The sequence below is a fragment of the Streptomyces sp. NPDC058955 genome (genome assembly GCF_042741435.1).
Taxonomy (GTDB): domain Bacteria; phylum Actinomycetota; class Actinomycetes; order Streptomycetales; family Streptomycetaceae; genus Streptomyces.
The window spans coordinates 1-19888 of record NZ_JBHYKM010000099.1; the positions used below are offsets into that span (position 1 = coordinate 1).

At 73.9% G+C, this 19888-nt stretch carries 15 protein-coding genes and 1 pseudogene; 12 read left to right on the forward strand and 4 right to left on the reverse strand.

What is annotated here, in order from left to right; genetic code table 11:
* Positions 1-4: 4 nt before the first annotated feature.
* A pseudogene (locus ACFW1I_RS29270) lies at positions 5-1026 on the reverse strand (phosphatase PAP2 family protein).
* Positions 1027-1436: 410 nt separating this feature from the next.
* On the opposite strand from ACFW1I_RS29270, the gene ACFW1I_RS29275 reads away from it, so the two are divergent.
* On the forward strand, positions 1437-3239 hold the full coding sequence (locus ACFW1I_RS29275) for an MFS transporter (protein WP_384675517.1): 1803 nt from the start codon (positions 1437-1439) through the stop codon (positions 3237-3239).
* Between the two features lie 106 nt (positions 3240-3345).
* On the opposite strand, the gene ACFW1I_RS29280 is transcribed toward ACFW1I_RS29275, so the two are convergent.
* The gene (locus tag ACFW1I_RS29280; RefSeq protein WP_031007691.1) at positions 3346-3780 is read right to left on the reverse strand and encodes a cell division protein SepF; all 435 of its coding nucleotides are present in this window, start codon (positions 3778-3780) and stop codon (positions 3346-3348) included.
* Positions 3781-4159: 379 nt separating this feature from the next.
* Here ACFW1I_RS29280 and ACFW1I_RS29285 point away from each other — a divergent pair, with 379 nt between their 5' ends.
* Positions 4160-5464: a DUF5685 family protein gene (locus ACFW1I_RS29285; protein ID WP_384675561.1), complete on the forward strand. Its 1305-nt coding sequence runs from the start codon at positions 4160-4162 to the stop codon at positions 5462-5464.
* A gap of 16 nt (positions 5465-5480) precedes the next feature.
* Here the strand turns inward: ACFW1I_RS29285 and ACFW1I_RS29290 are convergent, their stop codons facing one another.
* Together ACFW1I_RS29290 and ACFW1I_RS29295 are read right to left on the reverse strand one after the other, a co-directional pair.
* Entirely contained in the window at positions 5481-6434 is a 954-nt protein-coding gene (locus tag ACFW1I_RS29290; protein ID WP_384675519.1) for an ABC transporter substrate-binding protein, read from the reverse strand.
* On the reverse strand, positions 6431-6922 hold the full coding sequence (locus ACFW1I_RS29295) for a GNAT family N-acetyltransferase (protein WP_384675524.1): 492 nt from the start codon (positions 6920-6922) through the stop codon (positions 6431-6433). Before ACFW1I_RS29295 ends, ACFW1I_RS29290 begins: the two co-directional genes overlap by 4 nt.
* Positions 6923-7343: 421 nt before the next feature.
* Here ACFW1I_RS29295 and ACFW1I_RS29300 point away from each other — a divergent pair, with 421 nt between their 5' ends.
* The 10 genes from ACFW1I_RS29300 to adhE all read left to right on the forward strand — a co-directional run bounded on the left by ACFW1I_RS29300 (position 7344) and on the right by adhE (position 19754).
* A complete protein-coding gene (locus tag ACFW1I_RS29300) occupies positions 7344-8219 on the forward strand; it encodes an amino acid ABC transporter permease (RefSeq protein ID WP_384675526.1) in 876 nt (291 codons plus the stop codon).
* Positions 8216-10078: an FAD/NAD(P)-binding protein gene (locus ACFW1I_RS29305; protein WP_384675528.1), complete on the forward strand. Its 1863-nt coding sequence runs from the start codon at positions 8216-8218 to the stop codon at positions 10076-10078. Before ACFW1I_RS29300 ends, ACFW1I_RS29305 begins: the two co-directional genes overlap by 4 nt.
* Positions 10062-10949 carry an amino acid ABC transporter permease gene (locus tag ACFW1I_RS29310; protein ID WP_384675530.1) on the forward strand — a complete coding sequence of 296 codons (888 nt, stop codon included), beginning with the start codon at positions 10062-10064 and terminating at the stop codon, positions 10947-10949. The genes ACFW1I_RS29305 and ACFW1I_RS29310 overlap by 17 nt, the downstream gene beginning before the upstream one ends.
* On the forward strand, positions 10946-11740 hold the full coding sequence (locus tag ACFW1I_RS29315; protein WP_384675532.1) for an amino acid ABC transporter ATP-binding protein: 795 nt from the start codon (positions 10946-10948) through the stop codon (positions 11738-11740). The genes ACFW1I_RS29310 and ACFW1I_RS29315 overlap by 4 nt, the downstream gene beginning before the upstream one ends.
* 32 nt (positions 11741-11772) lie before the next feature.
* Entirely contained in the window at positions 11773-12741 is a 969-nt protein-coding gene (locus ACFW1I_RS29320; RefSeq protein WP_384675534.1) for an ABC transporter substrate-binding protein, read from the forward strand.
* 39 nt (positions 12742-12780) lie between these two features.
* Positions 12781-13797, forward strand: a complete 1017-nt coding sequence (locus ACFW1I_RS29325; RefSeq protein WP_384675536.1) for an LLM class flavin-dependent oxidoreductase — start codon at positions 12781-12783, stop codon at positions 13795-13797.
* Positions 13794-15113, forward strand: coding sequence for an NtaA/DmoA family FMN-dependent monooxygenase (locus tag ACFW1I_RS29330; RefSeq protein ID WP_384675537.1), 1320 nt, complete (start codon positions 13794-13796; stop codon positions 15111-15113). Before ACFW1I_RS29325 ends, ACFW1I_RS29330 begins: the two co-directional genes overlap by 4 nt.
* Positions 15110-15922, forward strand: a complete 813-nt coding sequence (locus tag ACFW1I_RS29335; RefSeq protein ID WP_384675538.1) for a DUF1684 domain-containing protein — start codon at positions 15110-15112, stop codon at positions 15920-15922. Before ACFW1I_RS29330 ends, ACFW1I_RS29335 begins: the two co-directional genes overlap by 4 nt.
* Before the next feature lie 204 nt (positions 15923-16126).
* The gene (locus ACFW1I_RS29340; RefSeq protein WP_384675540.1) at positions 16127-16981 is read left to right on the forward strand and encodes a S1 family peptidase; all 855 of its coding nucleotides are present in this window, start codon (positions 16127-16129) and stop codon (positions 16979-16981) included.
* A gap of 178 nt (positions 16982-17159) precedes the next feature.
* Positions 17160-19754, forward strand: coding sequence for a bifunctional acetaldehyde-CoA/alcohol dehydrogenase (gene adhE / locus ACFW1I_RS29345; RefSeq protein WP_384675542.1), 2595 nt, complete (start codon positions 17160-17162; stop codon positions 19752-19754).
* Positions 19755-19888: the final 134 nt, after the last annotated feature.

Below are 19888 nucleotides of genomic sequence, written 5' to 3' on the forward strand. Positions count from 1 at the left end.
GCTCTCACACACTACGCCGTCCCCGCCCCACAGCAACACCCCCGCCGTCACGGCCAGCCGCCCCACGCGCAGGCGCCCCCGGCCCGGTACGGCCGGGGCCCTCTCGCGTACGGACGGGACGGCGCCTCAGGCGGTGAGGCGGTCCGACGACGGCCGGCTCCGGGCCGCCCGGGCGTGGCTCGCCGCCACCCCCACGGTCTCCCGCGACGGCTCCTCGGCGGCCGCCGGGGCCGGGAAGAGCCGCGGCCCGCCGGACGCCACCGGCAGCGAGGGCACCAGCCGGCGCCGGGCCCGCAGCCGCTCCCTGATCCGGTCGCGCCGGTCCAGGAGCCACGCCTCCACGACGGCGATGACCGGCTCGCACCAGGGCAGCGCCAGCAGGATCAGCAGGCCGGCGGCCCAGCCCAGCAGCACGTCGCTCAGCCAGTGCGTCCCGAGATAGACCGTCGTGAGGCCGACGCCGAGCGCGACCACGGCGGAGAGCGCCGACAGATAGCGCCGGGCCCGCGGGGTGGTGGCGAGATAGGCCAGGATGCCCCAGGTCACCACCGCGTTCGCGGTGTGACCGGAGGGGAATATGTCGCCGCCCGCGAACAGCTCGGCCGAGCCGATCTGTGTCGCGTAGTGGGGGCCGAGCCGGCCGAGTCCGAGCTTCACCGCGCCGACGGTGACGTTGAGGAGAAGCAGCGCCGCGCCGAGCGAGAGGAGCGGCCGCAGCGTGTGCTGGCGCCAGGAGCGCCAGCCCAGCCAGGCCGCCACCATCACCGCCGTCGGACCGCGCTGGCCGAGGACGACGTAGTAGTCCAGGAAGGCGTGCAGTTCCGGCCACTGCTGGTAGGGACGGAAGAGCATGATCTTCCAGTCGAGGGTCACCAGCCAGGTGGAGAGCAGCACCGCCACCACGACGATGAGATAGAACGCCGACGTCCCGCCGAAGAGGGCGAGACGCGTCCGGGTCATCCGCGGGACCTCTATCTTCGGCGGGACCGGCTCCCGGTCCAGCCGGGCAAAGATGTCGGTACGCACCCAATCGACGTTACAGGGGGTGAGCAGACGACCCGGTCGATCCGCTCCCTTCGTGATGACGATGTGATGTGGAGTAGGTCTCAGTGGACCGGCTATTCCGGACTCCCGTCGGAAAATCCGATGACCTTCAGCCCTATTGCCGCCGGTGCTGATTCCGGAAGCCTGTTTGTACGGCACGGAATTACTTCAAACACCCGTCCGTGCGGAATTCCATGCGACGCGCGGGCCGCGCCCTGTGGCGTACGCCACACCGGGAGCCTCGCCGGGGTGAGAGGTGCGCCACCCTCCCGGGGCCTGTCCTCGCGTACGCTGACGGCTCACTCGCCCCTCATCGCCGCGCCGCCGCACGCACATCAGCCCTGGTCGGCGGCGCCTTGCCGAGCGCGAGAGCGTCACTTGGAGGTACGTACATGTCGCGGACGATCACGGCCCGAACGGGACGGCGTGCCGCCGGCGGCGACGCGAACCGCTGGGCCGTCCTCGTCGTCCTCTGCGTCAGCCTGCTCCTGGTCGCCCTCGACGCGACCATCCTCCACGTCGCCGTCCCCTCGCTGACCGAGAACCTGCGCCCCGGCTCCACCGAACTGCTCTGGATCGTCGACGCCTACCCGCTGGTCTGCGCCTCGCTGCTGATCCTCTTCGGCACCCTCGGCGACCGGATCGGCCGGCGGCGGGTCCTCCTCCTCGGCTACGGACTCTTCGGCGTCGCCTCGGCAGTCGCCGCCCTCGCCACCGAGCCCTGGGTCCTCATCGCGGCCCGCGCCCTGCTCGGCGTCGGCGGCGCCATGATCATGCCGGCGACCCTCTCCATCATCCGGACGGTCTTCCCCGACCGGCGCGAGCGCGCCACCGCCATCGGCATCTGGACGGCGGTCGCCGCGATCGGCGCCGCCGCCGGACCGGTGCTCGGCGGCTTCCTCGTCGAGCACTACTGGTGGGGCTCCGTCTTCCTCATCAACATCCCGCTGATGGCGCTCATCCTGCCGCTCGCCCGCCGGCTCCTGCCCGAGTCCCGCGGGAGCGCCGAAGGGCCCTGGGACGTCCTCGGCGCGCTGATGGCCGCGGCCGGCGTCCTCGGCTGCGTCCTCGGCGTGAAGCGGGCCGGCGCCGGGGAGCCGCTGCTCTCCCCGCTCACCGCCGGACCCCTGCTCGCCGGGACGCTGCTCCTCGTCCTCTTCGTCCGGCGCCAGCGGCGCAGGCCGCACCCGCTGATCGACATGCGGCTCTTCTCCCGGCCCGCCTTCACCACCTCCGTCGGCTGCATCGTCCTCGCCATGCTGGCCCTCGTCGGCCTGGAGCTCATCGCCGTCCAGTACCTCCAGCTGGTCCTCGGACTCAGCCCCCTGGAGACCGGGCTGCGGCTCCTCCCGCTCACCTTCGCCGCCATGGCGGCCGGGGCCACCGGCTCGTACACCCTGCGCCGGATCGGACCCCGGCGGATGGTCGGCTGGGGCTTCGTGCTCACCGCCGCCGCCGTGCTGCTGCTCACGCTCATGGGCCAGCACGACCGCCCGCTGCTGCTCACCGCCGGCTTCGTCCTGCTCGGCTTCGGCCTGCAGACCACCCTCTTCTCGGCGTACGAGTCGATGCTCAGCGAGGCGCCGCCGCGCAGCGCGGGCGGCGCCGCGGCGATCGGCGAGACCTCGTACCAGCTCGGCGCGGGCATGGGCATCGCGCTGCTCGGCAGCGTCATGAACGCGGCGTACGCCCCCGGCCTCACCGGTGTCCCCGGGGTGCCGGCGGAGGCGAGCGACGCCGCGGCGAACTCGCTCGGCGAGGCGTACCAGGTCGCCGACCGGCTCGGCGGCGCGGCCGGCGCCGCCCTGCACACCGCCGCGCGCCACGCCTTCGTCGACGGACTGCACCTCACCCTCTTCGTGAGCGCGGGCCTGCTCCTCGCCGGCGCCGTGATGGCCGTCCGGCTGCCCCGGGTGATGGAGTGCCCGGTGGACGTCGAGGCGGCGGTGGAGGAGGCGGCGGCGGAGGCGGCCGCGGAGGCCCAGGCGGCCGAGGCCGCGAGGGCCGCGGGCGGGCCGGCGAAGGAGCCGGTCGCCCCGGCGGCGGGGGAGCGGGACGGGTGCGCCGGGCCGACCATGGTGCCCGGCCAGCCGGTGGCCTCCCCGGGCGACGCGGGCACGGCGGCCGCGCCCCGGCCGCTGCCGGGCTCCGGTCCCGCGGGGACGATGAGCGGTGCGGCCGGCCGGGTCCGCTAGACGCGGCCGGCCCGGACCCGCGGGGCGGGTCCGGGCCGGGGTGGCGTCGGTCGGGATCGCGGGGCGATCCGGGGGCGGCGCGGTGCGGCGCCGGGTGGTCCGGGCATCAGCTCTGGTTGAAGAAACCGTCCTGCTGACGGCGGCCGGACTCGCCGCTGACGATCTCCGTGTCGGCGGGGGTGAGCAGGAAGACCCGGGTCGCGACGCGCTCGATCGAGCCGCGCAGGCCGAAGGCGAGGCCGGCGGCGAAGTCGACGACCCGCTTGGCGTCGTTCGGCTCCATGGCGGTCAGGTTCACGATCACCGGAACGCCGTCCCGGAAGAGCTCGCCGATGGCCCGGGCGTCCCGGAAGCTGTCGGGCGAGACGGTGGCGATCCGGCGGCCCCGGTCCTCGGCGGTGTCCGAGGCGACCCGGACCCGGGGGTCCGTCACCCAGGCGTCGCCGCTCTCGGCACCGTCGGCGTACTCGTCGTCGTAGTAACGCTCGTCGTTGTCCTCGACGAGTCCCAGCCAGGCGCTCGCCTTGCGCACCGATCCCATGGACGCCTCCTTTCACGCGGTCACTGCGGTCACTTGTGGTTCCGCAATCCCTATCGTCGTCCATGATGCGGATCGCGCGCCAAGTGGATAGGCGCCGCGCAGGGGATTCGTGACGGTACTGGTGCAGAACGTGAGGCCCGTTTTCTGGCGATTCGTCAGGAAACTTGGGGTATGCGGGGCCTGACGGAGGGCCATGCTGCTGAAAATATGAAAGTCGGTCCAGAAGGGTGACGTCGGGCGCGTACGGGTGAACGCCGCCCCTCGCTACGATGCCGCGAGGCCGTCCGGCGGTTCCCCGGGCACACCCCGGAGGGTGCCGTGCGGCCCGTCGCGCGCTCCGCGCCCGGCACGCTCTCGCACCGCACCACGGGGGATGGAATTGTTCGGAATCGTCAGGCCCTGCACGCACCGGCTCACGGACCACCTGAAGACCCAGTGGATGGCCCACCTCTGCGGGCTGTGTCTGGCCCTCCGCGCCGACCACGGCCAGTTCGCCCGGGTCGTCACCAACTACGACGGGCTCATCGTCTCGGTCCTGACGGAGGCTCAGACCGGCGTCACCGACGCCGGCCGGCGCACCGCGGGCCCCTGTCCGCTGCGCGCGATGCGCACCGCGCCCGTCGCCCGCGGCGAGGGCGCCCGGCTCGCCGCCGCCGTCTCGCTCGTCCTCGCCTCGGCCAAGGTCCGCGACCATGTCGCCGACCGGGACGGCCTGCTGGCCCGCCGGCCGGTCGCCGCCGCGGCCCGCCGGGTCGCCCGCTCCTGGGACAAGGCCGGTGCCCGCGCGGGCCACGCGGTCGGCTTCGACACCGCCGTCCTCGTCGACGCGGTGGACCGGCAGACCGGCATCGAGTCCCTCGCCGGCCCCGGCACCCCGCTCCTCGTCGTCACCGAACCCACCGAGACCGCCACCGCCGCCGCCTTCGCGCACACCGCGCTGCTCGCCGGCCGGCCCGGGAACGCCGAACCGCTCGCCGAGGCGGGCCGGCTCTTCGGCCGCCTCGCCCACCTCCTCGACGCCGTCGAGGACCAGGCCGCCGACGCCGAGGTCGGCGCCTGGAACCCGCTCACCGCCACCGGCACCTCCCGCGAGGAGGCCCGCCGGCTCGCCGACGACGCCCTGCACGGCATCCGGCTGGCGCTGCGCGACGCCGAGTTCACCGACCACAAGCTCGTCCACCAGCTCCTCGCGCACGAACTGCGGGTCTCGGTCGACCGCGCCTTCGGCACCACGACCTGCTCCCACGTCGGCGGCGCCCCCACGCACGGCCACGGCCCGGTGCCCGGCAACCCCTACGCGCCGAACGGCCCCGGACCCGCCGGCCCTTACGGCCCCGGCCCCGGCAACCCGTACGCCCCCGGCCCCGGCGGCCCCGCCGGACCGGGCGGGCCCTGGAACCCCGGCCCGGGCGGCGGCGGGGGCGGCGGCGGCTTCCCGCCCGGCCCGCCGCACCGCAACCGGCGCGGCCTGATCGCCGGGTGCGCGGTCTGGGCCGGCCTCGCCTGTACCTGCCAGATGTGCTGCGGCAGCTACGAGGACCCGTGGAGCCGGGAGCGCAAGGACGGCCTGTGCCAGCAGTGCGACTGCGGAAGCTGCTGCGACGGCTGCGAGTGCTGCTCCAACTGCTGCGGCGAGGACGGCTGCGGCTGCTGCGACGGCTGCGGCTGCGACTGCAGCTGCTGACGGACCGTCGCGCGGGTCACCTCGCCGGGGCGGGCAGCTCCGGCGGGGAGATCCGGGACTCGGCGATGCCCGAGCCGGTCACCCCCCACTTCCGCAGGATGCGGTCGTAGGTGCCGTCCGCCTTCAGCCCGTTCACCGCGGCCCGGAAGGCGGGCGCCAGCGCGGACCCCTTCTTGAACGCGAAGCCGACGTCGAGGCGCCGGTACTCGTTGAGGAAGCGGGTGCCGGGCTGCCGGCCCACCGCGTACCGGATGCCGTTGATGGTGCTCATCACCACGTCGCTGCGGCCCTGCCGGAGCGCCAGCCAGGGCGCCCCGCTCTCGTTGAAGACGTTCACCTCGTACGGCTCCTTGCCCGCCGCCGCGCAGCGCCCCCGGTTCTTCTCCAGGGTCTGCTCGAAGGTGGTGCCGGCGCCCGTCGCCACCTTCAGCCCGCACAGCTGCGTCAGATCGGTGACCGCCTTCAGCGGACTGTCCGCGCGGACCGCGAAGCCCTGCCCGTCGTTGATGTAGGTCACGAAGTCGATCGTCTTCCGGCGCTCCTCGGTGACCCCGAAGTTGCCCGTGCCGACGTCGTACTTGCCGCTGCCCAGCGCCGGCAGGATCACCTCGAACCCGGCCGCCTCACGCTTCAGTTCGAGACCGAGCGCCCGCGCGACGGCGGCCGCGAAGTCGGCGTCCAGGCCCACCACGGTCTTCCCGTCGGGGAGGTACGCCGAGCTGGGCGGGGTGCCGACCGAGGCGGCGAGCGTCAGCGTGCCCCGCTCGCGCACCTCCGCGGGCAGCAGCCGCGCCGCCGCCTCGTTCCGGCCGACCGCTGCCACCACGTCCTGCGTGGGCAGCGCGTCCCGCGCCGCGCCGGCCGGGTCGGTCGCCGCGGGATCGCCGCCGGAGCAGGCGGTGAGCGCCAGCGCCGTGGCGACGGTCAGGACGAGGGCGGCGGTGCTCGTACGCCTGCGGGGACTGCTCATGAGTGCTCCAGGTGTTTCTCGAACGGCAGCGGACCGATCGACTCGGGATCGGCGGTGACGTCGAAGAGCGGGCGGTAACCGGTCGCCAGATAGAGGCCCCTGGCCTCCGGCTGGCGCGGACCGGTGGTGAGGTACACGCGGGTGTAGCCGCGGGCGGCGGCGTCGGCCTCCAGCGCGGCGAGCACCCGGCGGGCCAGACCGCGCCGGCGGTGCGCCGAGTGGGTCCAGATCCGCTTCAGCTCGGCGGTGCCGGGGTCGTAGCGGCGGTACGCGCCGCCGGCGACGGCCGACTCCCCGTCGAGGAGCAGCAGGAACGTGCCGTGCGGCGGGGCGAACTCCCCGGCCGGGAAACGGGTCAGGTCGGAGGAGTCGCCGTAGCGGGTCAGGTACTCGTGCGCCAGCTCGTCGAGGAGCGGGCGCGCCAGCGGATCGTCGGGCGTCGTCGCGCGCAGCGAGAGCGCGGACACCCGACCGGGCGGGAAGGACATGCGTCGGCCTCGGGCGGGACGGGGGAACGGGGAAGGGCGAGGGGAGGGGTGCGTGAAGGCGCGGGGGACGGCGTCAGCGGGGACACCGGAGGACAGGTACGACGACCTGGGAAAACGCAGCGGGACGGCTCAACAGGAAGAGGACCACACACGACCGAGGTCGATGTGGGAGCGCGTGACGAGCTGCTGCGGATGCATGGCCTCAGTGGAACAGGCATCCGTTCCCCAGTCAACCGGTAGGAGACGTACGCCTCACCCAACCGACCGCATCGCGGACGGACTTGACAGCCGCGCGCCATCGCCCCGTAGCCTCACAGGGCGGACACCGGGCTGAGGGGCCCGGCCCGCGCTCCGCATCGCCGTGCGTGTGAAGGCGCACTCCCGTCCGACCCGCCGCCTCTGGCAGTCACGGAGCCTTCGCATGTCTTCCGTACCCCTCGACACCCTCGCCGCCCCCGGCCCGAAACCGGCCGCCGCCCCGGCGAAGACCGATCCGGCCGCCCCGGTCGTCGTCCCCGCCCGCAGGACCGGCCAGTGGACCGCCGCCGGCGTCGTCCTCGTCCTGCTCGGCCTCGGCCTCGTCTCGGTCGTCCGCAACGACGCCTTCCAGTGGGACGTCGTCGCCCGCTACTTCACCTCGGCGTCCGTGCTGCGCGGGCTCGGCCTCACCCTGTGGCTGACCGCCGCCGTCATGGTCCTCGGCTTCGCCCTCGGCACCCTGCTCGCCGCCCTGCGGCTCTCCGCCAACCCGGTGCTGCGCGCGGTCTCCTGGGGGTACGTGTGGTTCTTCCGCTCCACGCCGATCCTGGTCCAGCTGCTCTTCTGGTTCAACATCGGGATGCTCTACCCGAAGATCCTCGGCGTCTCCACCGTCGACCTCCTCGGCCCGGTCGCCGTCGCCGTCCTCGGCCTCACCCTCCACGAGGCCGCCTACGCCGCCGAAGTGGTGCGCGGCGGCGTCCTCTCCGTCGACCGCGGCCAGATCGAGGCCGCCCAGGCGCTCGGCCTCGGCCGCCGCCGGCGCTTCACCCGGATCGTGCTCCCGCAGGCCATGCGCGCCATCGTCCCGCCCGCCGGGAACATGCTCATCGGCACCCTCAAGGGCACCTCGATCGTCTCCGTCATCGCCGTGCAGGACCTGCTCTACTCCACCCAGCTCGTCTACCACCGCACCTACGAGGTCATCCCGCTCCTCCTGGTCGCCACCCTCTGGTACGTCGCCGTCACCTCCGTCCTCGGCATCGGCCAGCACTACGTGGAGAAGCGGTACGCGCGCGGCACCGGGGCCGGCCGATGACGGCGGCCTCGCTGGTGATCGTCGGCGCCGGACCGCGCGGCACCGGCTTCCTGGAACGGCTCGCCGCCGCCCTGCCCGAGCTGTACGGCGACCGGCCGCTCGACCTCCACCTGGTCGACCCGTACCCGCCCGGCCCCGGCCGGATCTGGCGCACCGCCCAGTCCCCGCTGCTCTGGATGAACTCGATGGCCGAGGACGTCACCGTCTTCACCGACGACACCGTCCGCCTCGAAGGGCCGGTCCGCCCCGGGCCCACGCTCGCCGAATGGGCCGGCACGGACGGCCGCCGCTTCACCCCCCGCCCCGAGCAGGGCGCCTATCTGCGCTGGGCGTACGAGCGGGCCAGGGACACGCTGCCCGCCACCGTCACCCTCCACGAGCACCGCACCACCGCCCTGCGGGTGGACGGCCCCCGCGAGGGCCGGCAGCGGGTGTGGCTCGCCGACCGCGCCGCCCCGCTCCCCGCCGACCTCGTCGTCCTCACCCTCGGCCACCTCGACGCCGAACCCGACGCCGAACAGCGGGAACTGGCCGGCTTCGCCGCCCGCCACGGCCTCGTCCACGTGCCGCCCGGCCACACCGCCGACCTCGACCTGTCCGCCCTCCCGGCCGGCGAACCCGTCCTCGTCCGGGGCTTCGGCCTCGCCTTCGTCGACCTGATGGTGCTCCTCACCGAGGGCCGCGGCGGCCGCTACGAGGGGACCGAGGACGCGCCCGTCTACGTGCCCTCCGGACAGGAACCGGTGCTGTACGTCGGCTCCCGCCGGGGCGTCCCGTACCACTCCAAGCTCGGCTACGCCCTCGACGGCGAACGGCCCCCGCTGCCCCGCTTCTTCGGCCCCGACCGGGTCGACGCCCTGCTCGGCCGGGACGGGCCGCTCGACTTCCGGCGCGACGTGTGGCCGCACGTCTCCCACGAGCTCGGCTGGGCCCACTACCACCGCCTCTTCACCGCCCACCCCGAACGCACCACCGGCGACTGGGCCGGCTTCGCCGCCGCCTGGGCCGCCGCCGCGCCGGGCGGCCCCGGCCCCGACGGCCTCGACGGACTGGTCGCCGCCGCCGTCCCCGACCCGGCCGACCGCTTCGACCCCGAGGCCCTCGACCACCCCCTCGACGGCCTCCGGGTCCCCGACGCCGACGCCCTCCAGGACGCCCTGCGCGGCTACGTCGCCGCCGACCTGCGGCGCCGCCACGACCCCGCCCACAGCCCCGACGCCGCCGTCTTCGCCGCCACCCTCTCCGTCTACGGCCAGCTCGTCCGGCTCGGCGACCGGATCGACACCGACGGCTGGTGGCACGGCTTCTTCAGCTACCTCGCCTCCGGCCCGCCCGGCCCCCGGCTGCGCCGGCTGCTCGCCCTCTCCGAAGCCGGCACCGTCCGCTTCCTCGGCCCCCGCCTCACCGTCGAGGCCGACGAACGGCACGGCGTCTTCCGGGCCTCCTCGCCCGCCGTGCCCGGCGCGGTCACCGAGGCCCGCGCCCTCGTCGAGGCCCGGCTGCCCGCCCCCACCGTCACCGGCACCGCCAGCCCGCTGCTGCGCGGCCTGTACGAGGACGGCGCCCGCGCCACCCCCGGCGGGCTGCTCGCCGTCGACCCCGCCGACGGGCGGATCACCCAGCGGGACGGCCGCCCGCACCCGCGCCGGATCGCCCTCGGCCCGCACACCACCGCCCGCGCCGGCGGCGGCTTCACCCGGCCCAGGACCGGCGGGCTCGCCTTCGCGCAGAACGACGCCGCCGCCCGCGCCGCGCTCGCCTTCCTGCGGGACGCCGGCCGGCCGCCCGCCCGGGCCCGCGCGCTCGTCCCCGTACTCACCCCCCAGCGAACCGAGGACCACCATGACCCTGACCAGTGACCCACCCGTCGAGAAGGCCGCACCCCACCCGCCCGGCGACGACGGCACCGCGCTGACCGTGGTCCCCGTCCGCCGCCCCTGGCGCTGGGTGGCCGTCGCCGCCACCGCCGTCGTGCTCGTCCAGTTCGGCCACGGCCTCGTCACCAACCCCGGCTGGGAATGGGACGTCTTCGCCCGGTACTTCGCCACCGACGCGATCCTCCGGGCCGTCTGGGTCACCCTCCAGCTGACCCTCTACGGCACCGTGCTCGGCTTCGCCCTCGGCGTCGTCCTCGCCTTCATGCGCCTCTCGGACAGCCCCTTCCTGCGGGCCGTCTCCTTCGGCTACGTCTGGGCCTTCCGCTCCATCCCGCTCATCGTGCAGCTCCTCTTCTGGTTCAACCTCGCCTACCTGTACGAGGAGCTGAGCATCGGCATCCCCTTCGGGCCCGGCTTCTACTCCTTCGACACCGTGGGCCTGGTCGGCGCCATGAGCGCGGCCGTCCTCGGCCTCGCCCTCCACCAGGCCGCCTACGCCGCCGAGATCGTCCGCGGCGGGGTCCTCGCCGTCGACGCCGGACAGCTGGAGGCCGCCGCCTCCCTCGGCATCCCCCGGCTGCGCCGGCTGCGCCGGATCGTGCTGCCGCAGGCCATGCGGTCCATCCTGCCCAACGCCGCCAACGAGATCGTCTCGCTCTTCAAGGGCACCTCGATCGTCTCCGTCATGGCCATCGGCGAGCTCTTCTACCAGGTCCAGGTCGTCTACGGCCGCACCGGCCGGGTGGTGCCCCTGCTGATGGTCGCCACCGTCTGGTACGTGCTGCTCACCACGGCGCTCTCCGTCGTCCAGCACTACGTCGAACGCCACTACGCCAAGGGGAGCACCCGATGAGCACCCGCACCGCCCCGCCCGCCGCCACCACCGCCCCCAAGGTCGAACTCCGCGGCGTCCGCAAGAGCTTCGGCGCCACCGAGGTGCTGCGCGGCGTCGACCTCGACGTCGCCCACGGCGAGGTCACCGTCGTCCTCGGCCCGTCCGGCTCGGGCAAGTCCACGCTGCTGCGCACCATCAACCACCTGGAGAAGGTCGACGGCGGCTCGGTCAGCGTCGACGGCGCCCTGGTCGGCTACCGCCGCTCCGGGAACAAGCTGTACGAACTGCGCGAGCGGGAGATCCTGCGGCAGCGCACCGCCATCGGCTTCGTCTTCCAGAACTTCCACCTCTTCCCGCACCTCACCGTCCTGGAGAACATCACCGAGGCGCCCGTCTCCGCCCTGGGCCGCCCCCGCCGGGCCGCCGAGGAGGCGGCCCGGAAGCTGCTCGCCCGGGTCGGGCTCGCCGACAAGGCGGAGGCGTACCCCCGGCAGCTCTCCGGCGGACAGCAGCAGCGGGTCGCCATCGCCCGCGCGCTCGCCCTCGAACCGGGCCTGCTCCTCTTCGACGAGCCGACCTCGGCGCTCGACCCCGAGCTGGTCGGCGAGGTCCTCGACGTCATCCGGGACCTCGCCGCCGCCGGCACCACCATGATCGTCGTCACCCACGAGATCGGCTTCGCCCGCGAGGTCGCCGACACCGTCGTCTTCATGGACGAGGGCCGGATCGTCGAGCGGGGCACCCCCGCCGAGGTCCTCGACAACCCCGCGCACGAGCGCACCCGCGCCTTCCTCTCCAAGGTCCTGTGACCACCCCCCTTCCAGAAGACAGGAGTTCCGCCATGCGTACCCGTCGTACCCTCCTCGCCGCCGTCGCGCTCACCGCCCTCGGGGCCCTCACCGCCTGCGGCACCGGCGACCCCGCCACCGAGATCAAGCCGGAGGGCAAGCAGGGCCCGGGCGTGAACCTCGGCCCGGACCAGAAGCGGATCCGCACCGACAAGGCGGACGCCGTCGCCGCCAAGCTGCCCGAGGCCGTCCGGAAGAGAGGCACCCTCGTCATCGGGGTCAGCACCGGCGGGCAGCCGCCGCTGAACTTCTACGCCACCGACGACAGGACCCTCATCGGCGTCGAGACCGACCTCGCCACCCTGGTCGCCGACACCCTCGGGCTGAAGCCCGACTTCCAGGCGGTCTCCTGGGAGAACCTCTTCGTCGGCCTCGACAGCGGCAAGTTCGACGCCGTCTTCTCCAACGTCACGGTGACCGAGGAGCGCAAGGACAAGTACGACTTCGCCACCTACCGCCTCGACGACCTCGCCTTCGAGGCGAAGAAGGGCTCCGGCTGGACCGTGAAGGGCCCGGCGGACGTGGCGGGGAAGAAGGTCGCGGTCAGCTCCGGCACCAACCAGGAGAAGATCCTCGTCGACTGGTCGGAGGAGAACGAGAAGGCCGGCCGGGCGGGCGTCGACATCGTCTACTTCCAGAACCCCACCGACTACTACCTCGCCCTCCAGTCCGGCCGCATCGACGGCTACCTGGGCCCCAACCCGTCCGTCGCCCACCACGTGGCCACCGCCGGACAGACCGAGGTGGCCGGGAAGTTCTCCGGGGCGGGCGCCGGGCTCCAGGGCAAGATCGCCGCCACCACGAAGAAGGGCAGCGGCCTCGTCGAGGCGTACGCCGCCGCGCTCGACCACGTCATCGCGAACGGCAGCTACGCGAAGGTCCTGGAGCGCTGGGGCCTGTCCTCCGAGGCTGTGGCGAAGTCCGAGATCAACCCGCCGGGCCTGCCCCGGACCGCGAACTGACCCCTGTCGCACCACCCACCACCGCATCGAGGACCCCGTATGACCGGAGTACGACCGCTCCACCTGGCCGCCGAGATCGCCCCCGGGCCCGCCGCCGGGGGGTCGCGGACCGTCGCCGACACCGTGGCGCTCGCCCGCCTCGCCGAGGACGCCGGGCTCGACTTCCTCACCCACGACGACTCCTTCGACCGGCCCGGGCTCGACGCGCTCGCCGTGCTCGCCCGGATCGCGCCCGAGACCCGCTCCGTCGGCCTGGTGCCGACCGTCACCACCACCCACACCGAGCCCTTCCACGTGCAGGCCGCGGTCGCCACCCTCGACTGGGTGAGCCGCGGCCGGGCCGGCTGGCGGATCGCCGTCTCGCCCGGCGCGGCCGAGGCCCGGCTCTTCGGCCGCCGCCCGGCCCCGCCCACCGCCGCGCTCTGGCAGGAGGCGAGCGAGACCGCCGAGGTGTCCCGGCTGCTGTGGGACAGCTGGGAGGACGACGCCGAGATACGGGACGTGGCCACCGGCCGCTTCGTCGACCGCCGCAAGCTGCACCACGTCGGCTTCGAGGGCGCCACCTTCTCCGTCAAGGGCCCCTCGATCGTGCCCCGGCCGCCGCAGGGCAACCCGGTCGTCGTGGTCGACGCCACCCGCCCGGCCGCCCGGGAGACCGCCGCCCGCCACGCCGACGTGGCGCTGATCCGGGCCTCCTCGCCGGAGGAGGCGGCCGCGCTCCGCGCCGAACTGCACCGGTCCGCCCGGGCGCACGGCCGCGACCCGGGGCTGCTGCGGGTGCTGCTGACCCTCACCGCCGACCTCGACACCCATCCGGGCGGGCCCGCCGCGCTGGCCGGTCTGGTCGCCGACTGGCACGGCGGCGGCGCCGTCGACGGCCTCCACTTCGTCCCGGCCGTCCCCGGGCGCGACCTGCCCCGGTTCGCCGCGGAGACGGCCGGCGCCCTGCGGGACCGGGGCCTGTTCCGCACCGCCCACGAGGGCACCACCCTCCGCGACCACCTCGGGCTGCCGCGGCCCGTCAGCCAGTACGCACCGAAGGGAGCCGACGCGTGACCGAGTCCCGGCCGGCCAGGAAGCAGATCCACCTCGCCGCGCACTTCCCCGGCGTCAACTCCACCACCGTGTGGTCCGATCCGCGCTCCGGCTCGCAGATCGACTTCTCCTCCTTCGAGCACCTGGCGCGGACCGCCGAGCGCGGGCTCTTCGACTTCTTCTTCCTCGCCGAGGGGCTGCGGCTGCGGGAGTACGGCGGCCGCATCCACGACCTCGACGTGGTCGGCCGCCCCGAGTCGATCACCGTCCTGAACGCGCTCGCCGCCGTCACCGACCGGCTCGGCCTCGCCGCCACGGTCAGCGCCACCTTCAACGAGCCCTACGAGCTGGCCCGTCGGCTCGCCTCCCTCGACCACCTCAGCGGCGGCCGGGCCGCCTGGAACGTGGTCACCTCCTCGGACGCCTTCACCGGCGAGAACTTCCGGCGCGGCGGCTTCCTGGACCGGGCCGACCGGTACACCCGGGCCGCCGAGTTCGTCGCCACCGCGCGCGAGCTGTGGGACTCCTGGCCCGAGGGCGGCGAGCGGCGCCGCTTCGCGCACGACGGCCCGCACTTCCGGATCGAGGGCGAGGTCACGGTGGAGCGGCCCCCGCAGGGGCATCCGGTCGTCATCCAGGCCGGGGACTCCGACGAGGGGCGGGAGTTCGCCGCCTCCGCCGCCGACGTGATCTTCTCCCGGCACTCCACTCCGGAGGCCGGGCGGGCCTTCCACGCCGACGTCAAGCGGCGGCTCGCCCGGTACGGGCGGCGGCCCGAGGACCTGAAGATCATGCCGGGCGTCACCTACGTCCTCGGGGACACCGAGGCCGAGGCCAGGGAGAAGGCCGCGCTGATCAGCCGGCAGCAGATCTCCCCGCAGAACGCCCTGCTCGCCGCGGAGCAGGTCTGGGGCCGGGACCTGTCCGGCTACGACCCGGACGGGCCGCTCCCGGACGTCGACCCGGACCCGGAGTCGACGCTGGTCCAGGGCCGGGTGCGGATCGCCGACCCGCTCGCGGTGGCGGCCCGCTGGCGGGCGCTGTCCGAGGCCAAGGGGCTGTCGATCCGGGAGACGGTCATCGAGGTCACGGGCCGGCACTCCTTCGTCGGCACCCCGGCGTCGGTCGCCGCCGCCCTGGAGGAGCACGTGACGACGGACGCCGCCGACGGCTTCATCCTGGTCCCGCACCTCACCCCGGGCGGCCTGGACGACTTCGTCGACCAAGTGGTGCCGCTGCTCCAGGAGCGCGGGGTCTTCCGTACGGAGTACACGGGCACGACGCTCCGGTCGCACCTCGGGCTTCCGGCCCCGGTGTGGAAGGGTGGAACACCATGAGCGACACCACGAGCAGCACCGAGACCACCGACGCCGCCGGGGACTGGCGGCACTGGCACGAGCAGCGCGAGGCGGCGGTGGCCTCCTCGTACGGCCCGCTCTCCCTCACCGGCACCCACTGGCTCGCGGACTTCCCCGACGGCCGGCTGCCGGACGTGCCGGGGGAGTGGCGGGAGGACGGCGACGCGGTGGTCCTGACGGCGGTGGCCGAGGACGGGCTCACCGTCGACGGCAAGCCCTTCGCGGGCACCGTCCGGCTCGGCGCCGACCACGCGCCGATCCACGAGTCCCGGGTCGAGGCGGCGGGCCGCCGGATCATGGTGCTGCACCGCGAAGGACTGTGGGCGGTACGGGACTTCGACCCCGGCTCGGCGGCCCGGCGGGCCTTCCGGGGCATCGAGGCGACGCCGTACGACCCGCGCTGGGTGGTGCCGGGGGTCTACCGGCCGTACGAGGAGGCGCGCAGCGTCCGGGTGCGCAACGCGGACGGCAAGGAGCGCGGGCTCGGGCTCTCCGGCGAGCTGGTCTTCGAGCTGGACGGGCGGGTGCACGCGCTCCAGGTGGCGGTGGAGGACGACGGCACGCTGTGGGCGGTCTTCGCGGACGCCACCAGCGGCCGGTCCACCTTCCGCTTCCGCTTCCTGCGTCCGGCGGCGCCGGCGGAGGACGGTTCGGTGACGGTGGATCTCAACCGGGCGCTGCTGCCGCCGTGCGCCTTCGTGGACCACTTCATCTGCCCGTTCCCGCCGCCCGGGAACACGCTGGACATCGCGGTGGAGGCGGGGGAGCGGCGGGTGCTGACCGCCTGACCTTCTGCCTTCCGGAATCCGGACGACGGGTGCCCCGGACCGGTGCGGCCGGGGCACCGGTGCGTGCGGCGGTCTTGTGCACCGGGCCGGGAGGCGGCACCATCACTGGCGGTGCATGTCAGGGACACATCATCTGACGGCGCCTCACGGGCCTCTCACCCCCCGGGCCCCCTCCGCTTTTCCCAGAAGGATGTGAGGAGCACAGTGAGGATCAAGCGCACCCGTCTGCTCGCCGTCGCCGCCGGACTCGCGGCCGTCACCGCCCTCGGGCTCCCCGGAGCCCAGGCCGCGCCCTCCCCCGGCCCGGCCCCCGCCGCCCAGCTCGCCCGCGCCGAGCGCGCGGTCGACGCCGCCGGGGTCGGCGGCACCGCCTGGTACGTCGACCGGGCCGCCGGCCGGGTCGTCGTCACCGCCGACTCGACCGTCACCGACGCGGGTCTCGCGAAGATCCGGGCGGCGGCCGGAAGCGACGCCGGAGCCCTGCGCGTCGAGCGCGACCCCGGTGTCTTCAAGCCCCTCCTCGGCGCCGGCGACGCCATCTACGGAAGCGGCTACCGCTGTTCGCTCGGCTTCAACGTCCGCAGCGGCAGCACGTACTACTTCCTCACCGCCGGCCACTGCGGCAACGTGGTGAACACCTGGTACACCTCGTCCGCGCAGTCCACCCTGATCGGCGCCACCGTCGGCTCCAGCTTCCCGGGCAACGACTACGCCCTGGTCCGCTACGACAACACCTCGCTCAGCCACACGGGCGGCTTCACCGCCGCCGACGCCTACGTCGGCGAGTCCGTCAAGCGGTCCGGCTCCACCACCGGCACCCGCAGCGGCACGGTGACCGGCCTGAACGTCACCGTCCGCTACTCCGGCGGCGGCACGGTGAAGGGCATGATCCAGACCAACGTCTGCGCCGAGCCCGGCGACTCCGGCGGCGCGCTGTACGACGGCACCAAGGCGCTCGGCCTCACCTCCGGCGGCAGCGGCAACTGCTCGACCGGCGGCACCACGTTCTACCAGCCGGTGCCGGAGGCGCTGTCCAAGTACGGGGTCAGCCTCTACTGACCCGCCCGGAGTGCCCCCGGCCGCCGCGGCCGGGGGCATCCCCTTCCGCATCCTTGTGAATCCGTTCACAAAAGGACTTCCGGCCCCCTCGCGAGGGTCTTTCCGCGCCCCTTTCCGCAGGTCGACGGGTGTCGAATGGAGGAGACGAAGAAACAAGCGACCGGTGAGGAGGCCCGTCATGGAGGCCAAGGAGACGGTGGACGGACTCGTGGGCCGGGCGCTCGGCGCGCTCGCGGAGTTCGAGACCCTCGACCAGGACCAGGTCGACCACATCGTGAAGAAGGCGTCGCTCGCCGCGCTGGCCGCCCACGGCGAACTGGCCCGCCTCGCCGTCGAGGAGACCGGCCGCGGCCTCTTCGAGGACAAGGCCGTCAAGAACCTCTTCGCCTGCGAGCACGTCACGAACTCGATGGCCGGGCTGAAGACCGCCGGGGTGATCCGCCGCGACGAGCTGAACGGCATCACCGAGATCGCCGAACCCGTCGGCGTCGTCTGCGCGATGACCCCGGTCACCAACCCCACCTCGACGACCGTCTTCAAGGCGCTGATCGCCCTCAAGACCCGCAACCCGATCGTCTTCGCCTTCCACCCCTCCGCCCAGAACTGCTCGGCCGAGGCCGCCCGGACCGTCCGCGACGCGGCCGTCGCCGCCGGCGCGCCCGCCGACTGCGTCCAGTGGATCGAGGAGCCCTCCATGGAGGCCACCGGCCTCCTGATGCGCCACGAGGGCGTCTCCACCATCCTCGCCACCGGCGGCAACGCGATGGTCGAGGCCGCCTACTCCTGCGGCAAGCCCGCCCTCGGCGTCGGCGCCGGCAACGTCCCCGCCTATGTCGCCAAGGACGCCAAGCTCCGGCGGGCGATCCACGACATCGTCCTCTCCAAGGCGTTCGACCACGGCATGATCTGCGCCTCCGAACAGGCCGTGATCCTCGACGAGGAGATCTACGAGGAGGGCATCGCCGAGTTCCGGCGGCTCGGCGCCCATGTCGTCACCGCCGCCGAGAAGGCCAAGCTGGAGGAGTTCCTCTTCGGCGTCACCGCCCACGGCACGAACTGCGGCGGCGCGAAGCTCAACGCGGCCGTGGTCGGCAGGTCCCCGGTGTGGATCGCCGAACAGGCCGGCTTCGAGGTCCCCGAGGGCACCTCGATCCTGCTCGCCGAGTGCGCCGAGGTCGGCGAGGGCGAACCGCTCACCCGCGAGAAGCTCTCCCCGGTCCTCGCCGCCCTCAAGGCCGGCTCCACCGAACAGGGCCTCGAACTGGCCGCCGCCATGGTCGAGTTCCACGGCCTCGGACACAGCGCCGCCGTCCACACCGAGGACGAGGCGCTCGCCGAGGAGTTCGGCCGGCGGGTCAAGGCGATCCGGGTCATCGTCAACGCCCCCTCCACCTTCGGCGGCATCGGCGACGTCTACAACGCCTTTCTGCCCTCCCTCACCCTCGGCTGCGGCTCCTACGGGCACAACTCCGTCTCGAACAACGTCACCGCGGTCGACCTGATCAACGTCAAGCGGATCGGACGGCGCACCACCAACATGCAGTGGTACAAGATCCCGCCGAAGATCTACTTCGAGCGCAACGCCATCCGGTACCTCGGCGAGATGGAGGGCCTGGAGCGGGTCACCATCGTCACCGACCGGACCATGGGCGAGATCGGCCTCGTCGCCAAGGTCACCGACATCCTGAACGGGCGCGCCGAGCCCGTCGCCATCCAGGTCATCGACGACGTCGAGCCCAACCCCGAGCTCGCCACCGTCCGGGCCGGCGCCGCCGCCATGCGCGACTTCCGGCCGGACACCATCGTCGCCCTCGGCGGCGGCTCCCCGATGGACGCGGCGAAGATCATGTGGCTGATGTACGAGCGGCCCGAGGTCGAGTTCGCGGACACCAAGGAGAAGTTCTTCGACATCCGCAAGCGGGCCTACCGCTTCCCGAAGCTCGGCGAGAAGGCGAAGCTGGTCGCGGTCCCGACCACCTCCGGCACCGGCAGCGAGGTCACCCCCTTCGCCGTCATCTCCGACCCGGAGGCCGCGCAGAAGTACCCGCTCGCCGACTACGCCCTCACCCCGGACGTGGCCATCGTCGACCCGGTGCTCCCGCTGCACCTCCCGCCGACCGTCACCGCCGACTCCGGCTTCGACGCCCTGACCCACGCCACCGAGGCGTACGTCTCGGCCTACGCCAACGACTTCACCGACGGCCAGTGCCTCCAGGCCATCCGGCTGATCTTCGAGAACCTGGAGACCTGTGTGACGGAGGGCGCGAAGGCGCCCGAGGCCCGCGAGCGGATGCACAACGCGTCCACCATCGCCGGCATGGCCTTCGCCAACGCCTTCCTCGGCCTGGTCCACGCCATGGCCCACACCCTCGGCAACACCTTCCACGTCGCCCACGGCCGCACCAACGCGCTGCTCCTGCCGCACGTGATCCGGCACAACGGCACCGTCACCCACAAGGCCGTGCCGTGGCCCAAGGCCGAGACCTACCGGGCCCCCGAGCGCTACCAGGAGATCGCCCGGATGCTCGGCCTGCCGGCCGCGACCCCGGAGGAGGGCGTGGAGTCCTACGCCCGGGCCGTCGAGGAGCTGCGCGACCGCTGCGGCATCCCGGCCTCCTTCCGGGCCGAGGGCGTCGACGAGGCGGCCTTCCTGGCGGCCCTGCCGCAGCAGGCGATGAACGCCTACGCCGACCAGTGCGCCCCGGCCAACCCGCGGATGCCGATGATCGACGAGATGAAGGAGCTGATGACCCGGGCGTACTACGGCGCGTAGACCCGGACGCATGCGCGAGGAGGCCCCCCCCGCGGCGGGGGCCGCCTCGCGTCTCCGGGGTGTGAGCTACGGGCCTCGTCCCCGACCCCGGCGGGGCGCGCGCCCCCCCGCGTTCGCGTCAGGGGGGGCCGCCC

Coding starts and splice junctions, on each gene's coding strand:
- ACFW1I_RS29335 (WP_384675538.1), top strand. CDS start 15,110: ATGAGCGACACCACGAGCAGCACCGAGACCACCGACGCCGCCGGGGAC.
- ACFW1I_RS29275 (WP_384675517.1), top strand. CDS start 1,437: ATGTCGCGGACGATCACGGCCCGAACGGGACGGCGTGCCGCCGGCGGC.
- ACFW1I_RS29300 (WP_384675526.1), top strand. CDS start 7,344: ATGTCTTCCGTACCCCTCGACACCCTCGCCGCCCCCGGCCCGAAACCG.
- ACFW1I_RS29320 (WP_384675534.1), top strand. CDS start 11,773: ATGCGTACCCGTCGTACCCTCCTCGCCGCCGTCGCGCTCACCGCCCTC.
- ACFW1I_RS29310 (WP_384675530.1), top strand. CDS start 10,062: ATGACCCTGACCAGTGACCCACCCGTCGAGAAGGCCGCACCCCACCCG.
- ACFW1I_RS29305 (WP_384675528.1), top strand. CDS start 8,216: ATGACGGCGGCCTCGCTGGTGATCGTCGGCGCCGGACCGCGCGGCACC.
- ACFW1I_RS29325 (WP_384675536.1), top strand. CDS start 12,781: ATGACCGGAGTACGACCGCTCCACCTGGCCGCCGAGATCGCCCCCGGG.
- ACFW1I_RS29290 (WP_384675519.1), bottom strand. CDS start 6,434: ATGAGCAGTCCCCGCAGGCGTACGAGCACCGCCGCCCTCGTCCTGACC.
- ACFW1I_RS29295 (WP_384675524.1), bottom strand. CDS start 6,922: ATGTCCTTCCCGCCCGGTCGGGTGTCCGCGCTCTCGCTGCGCGCGACG.
- adhE (WP_384675542.1), top strand. CDS start 17,160: ATGGAGGCCAAGGAGACGGTGGACGGACTCGTGGGCCGGGCGCTCGGC.
- ACFW1I_RS29280 (WP_031007691.1), bottom strand. CDS start 3,780: ATGGGATCGGTGCGCAAGGCGAGCGCCTGGCTGGGACTCGTCGAGGAC.
- ACFW1I_RS29315 (WP_384675532.1), top strand. CDS start 10,946: ATGAGCACCCGCACCGCCCCGCCCGCCGCCACCACCGCCCCCAAGGTC.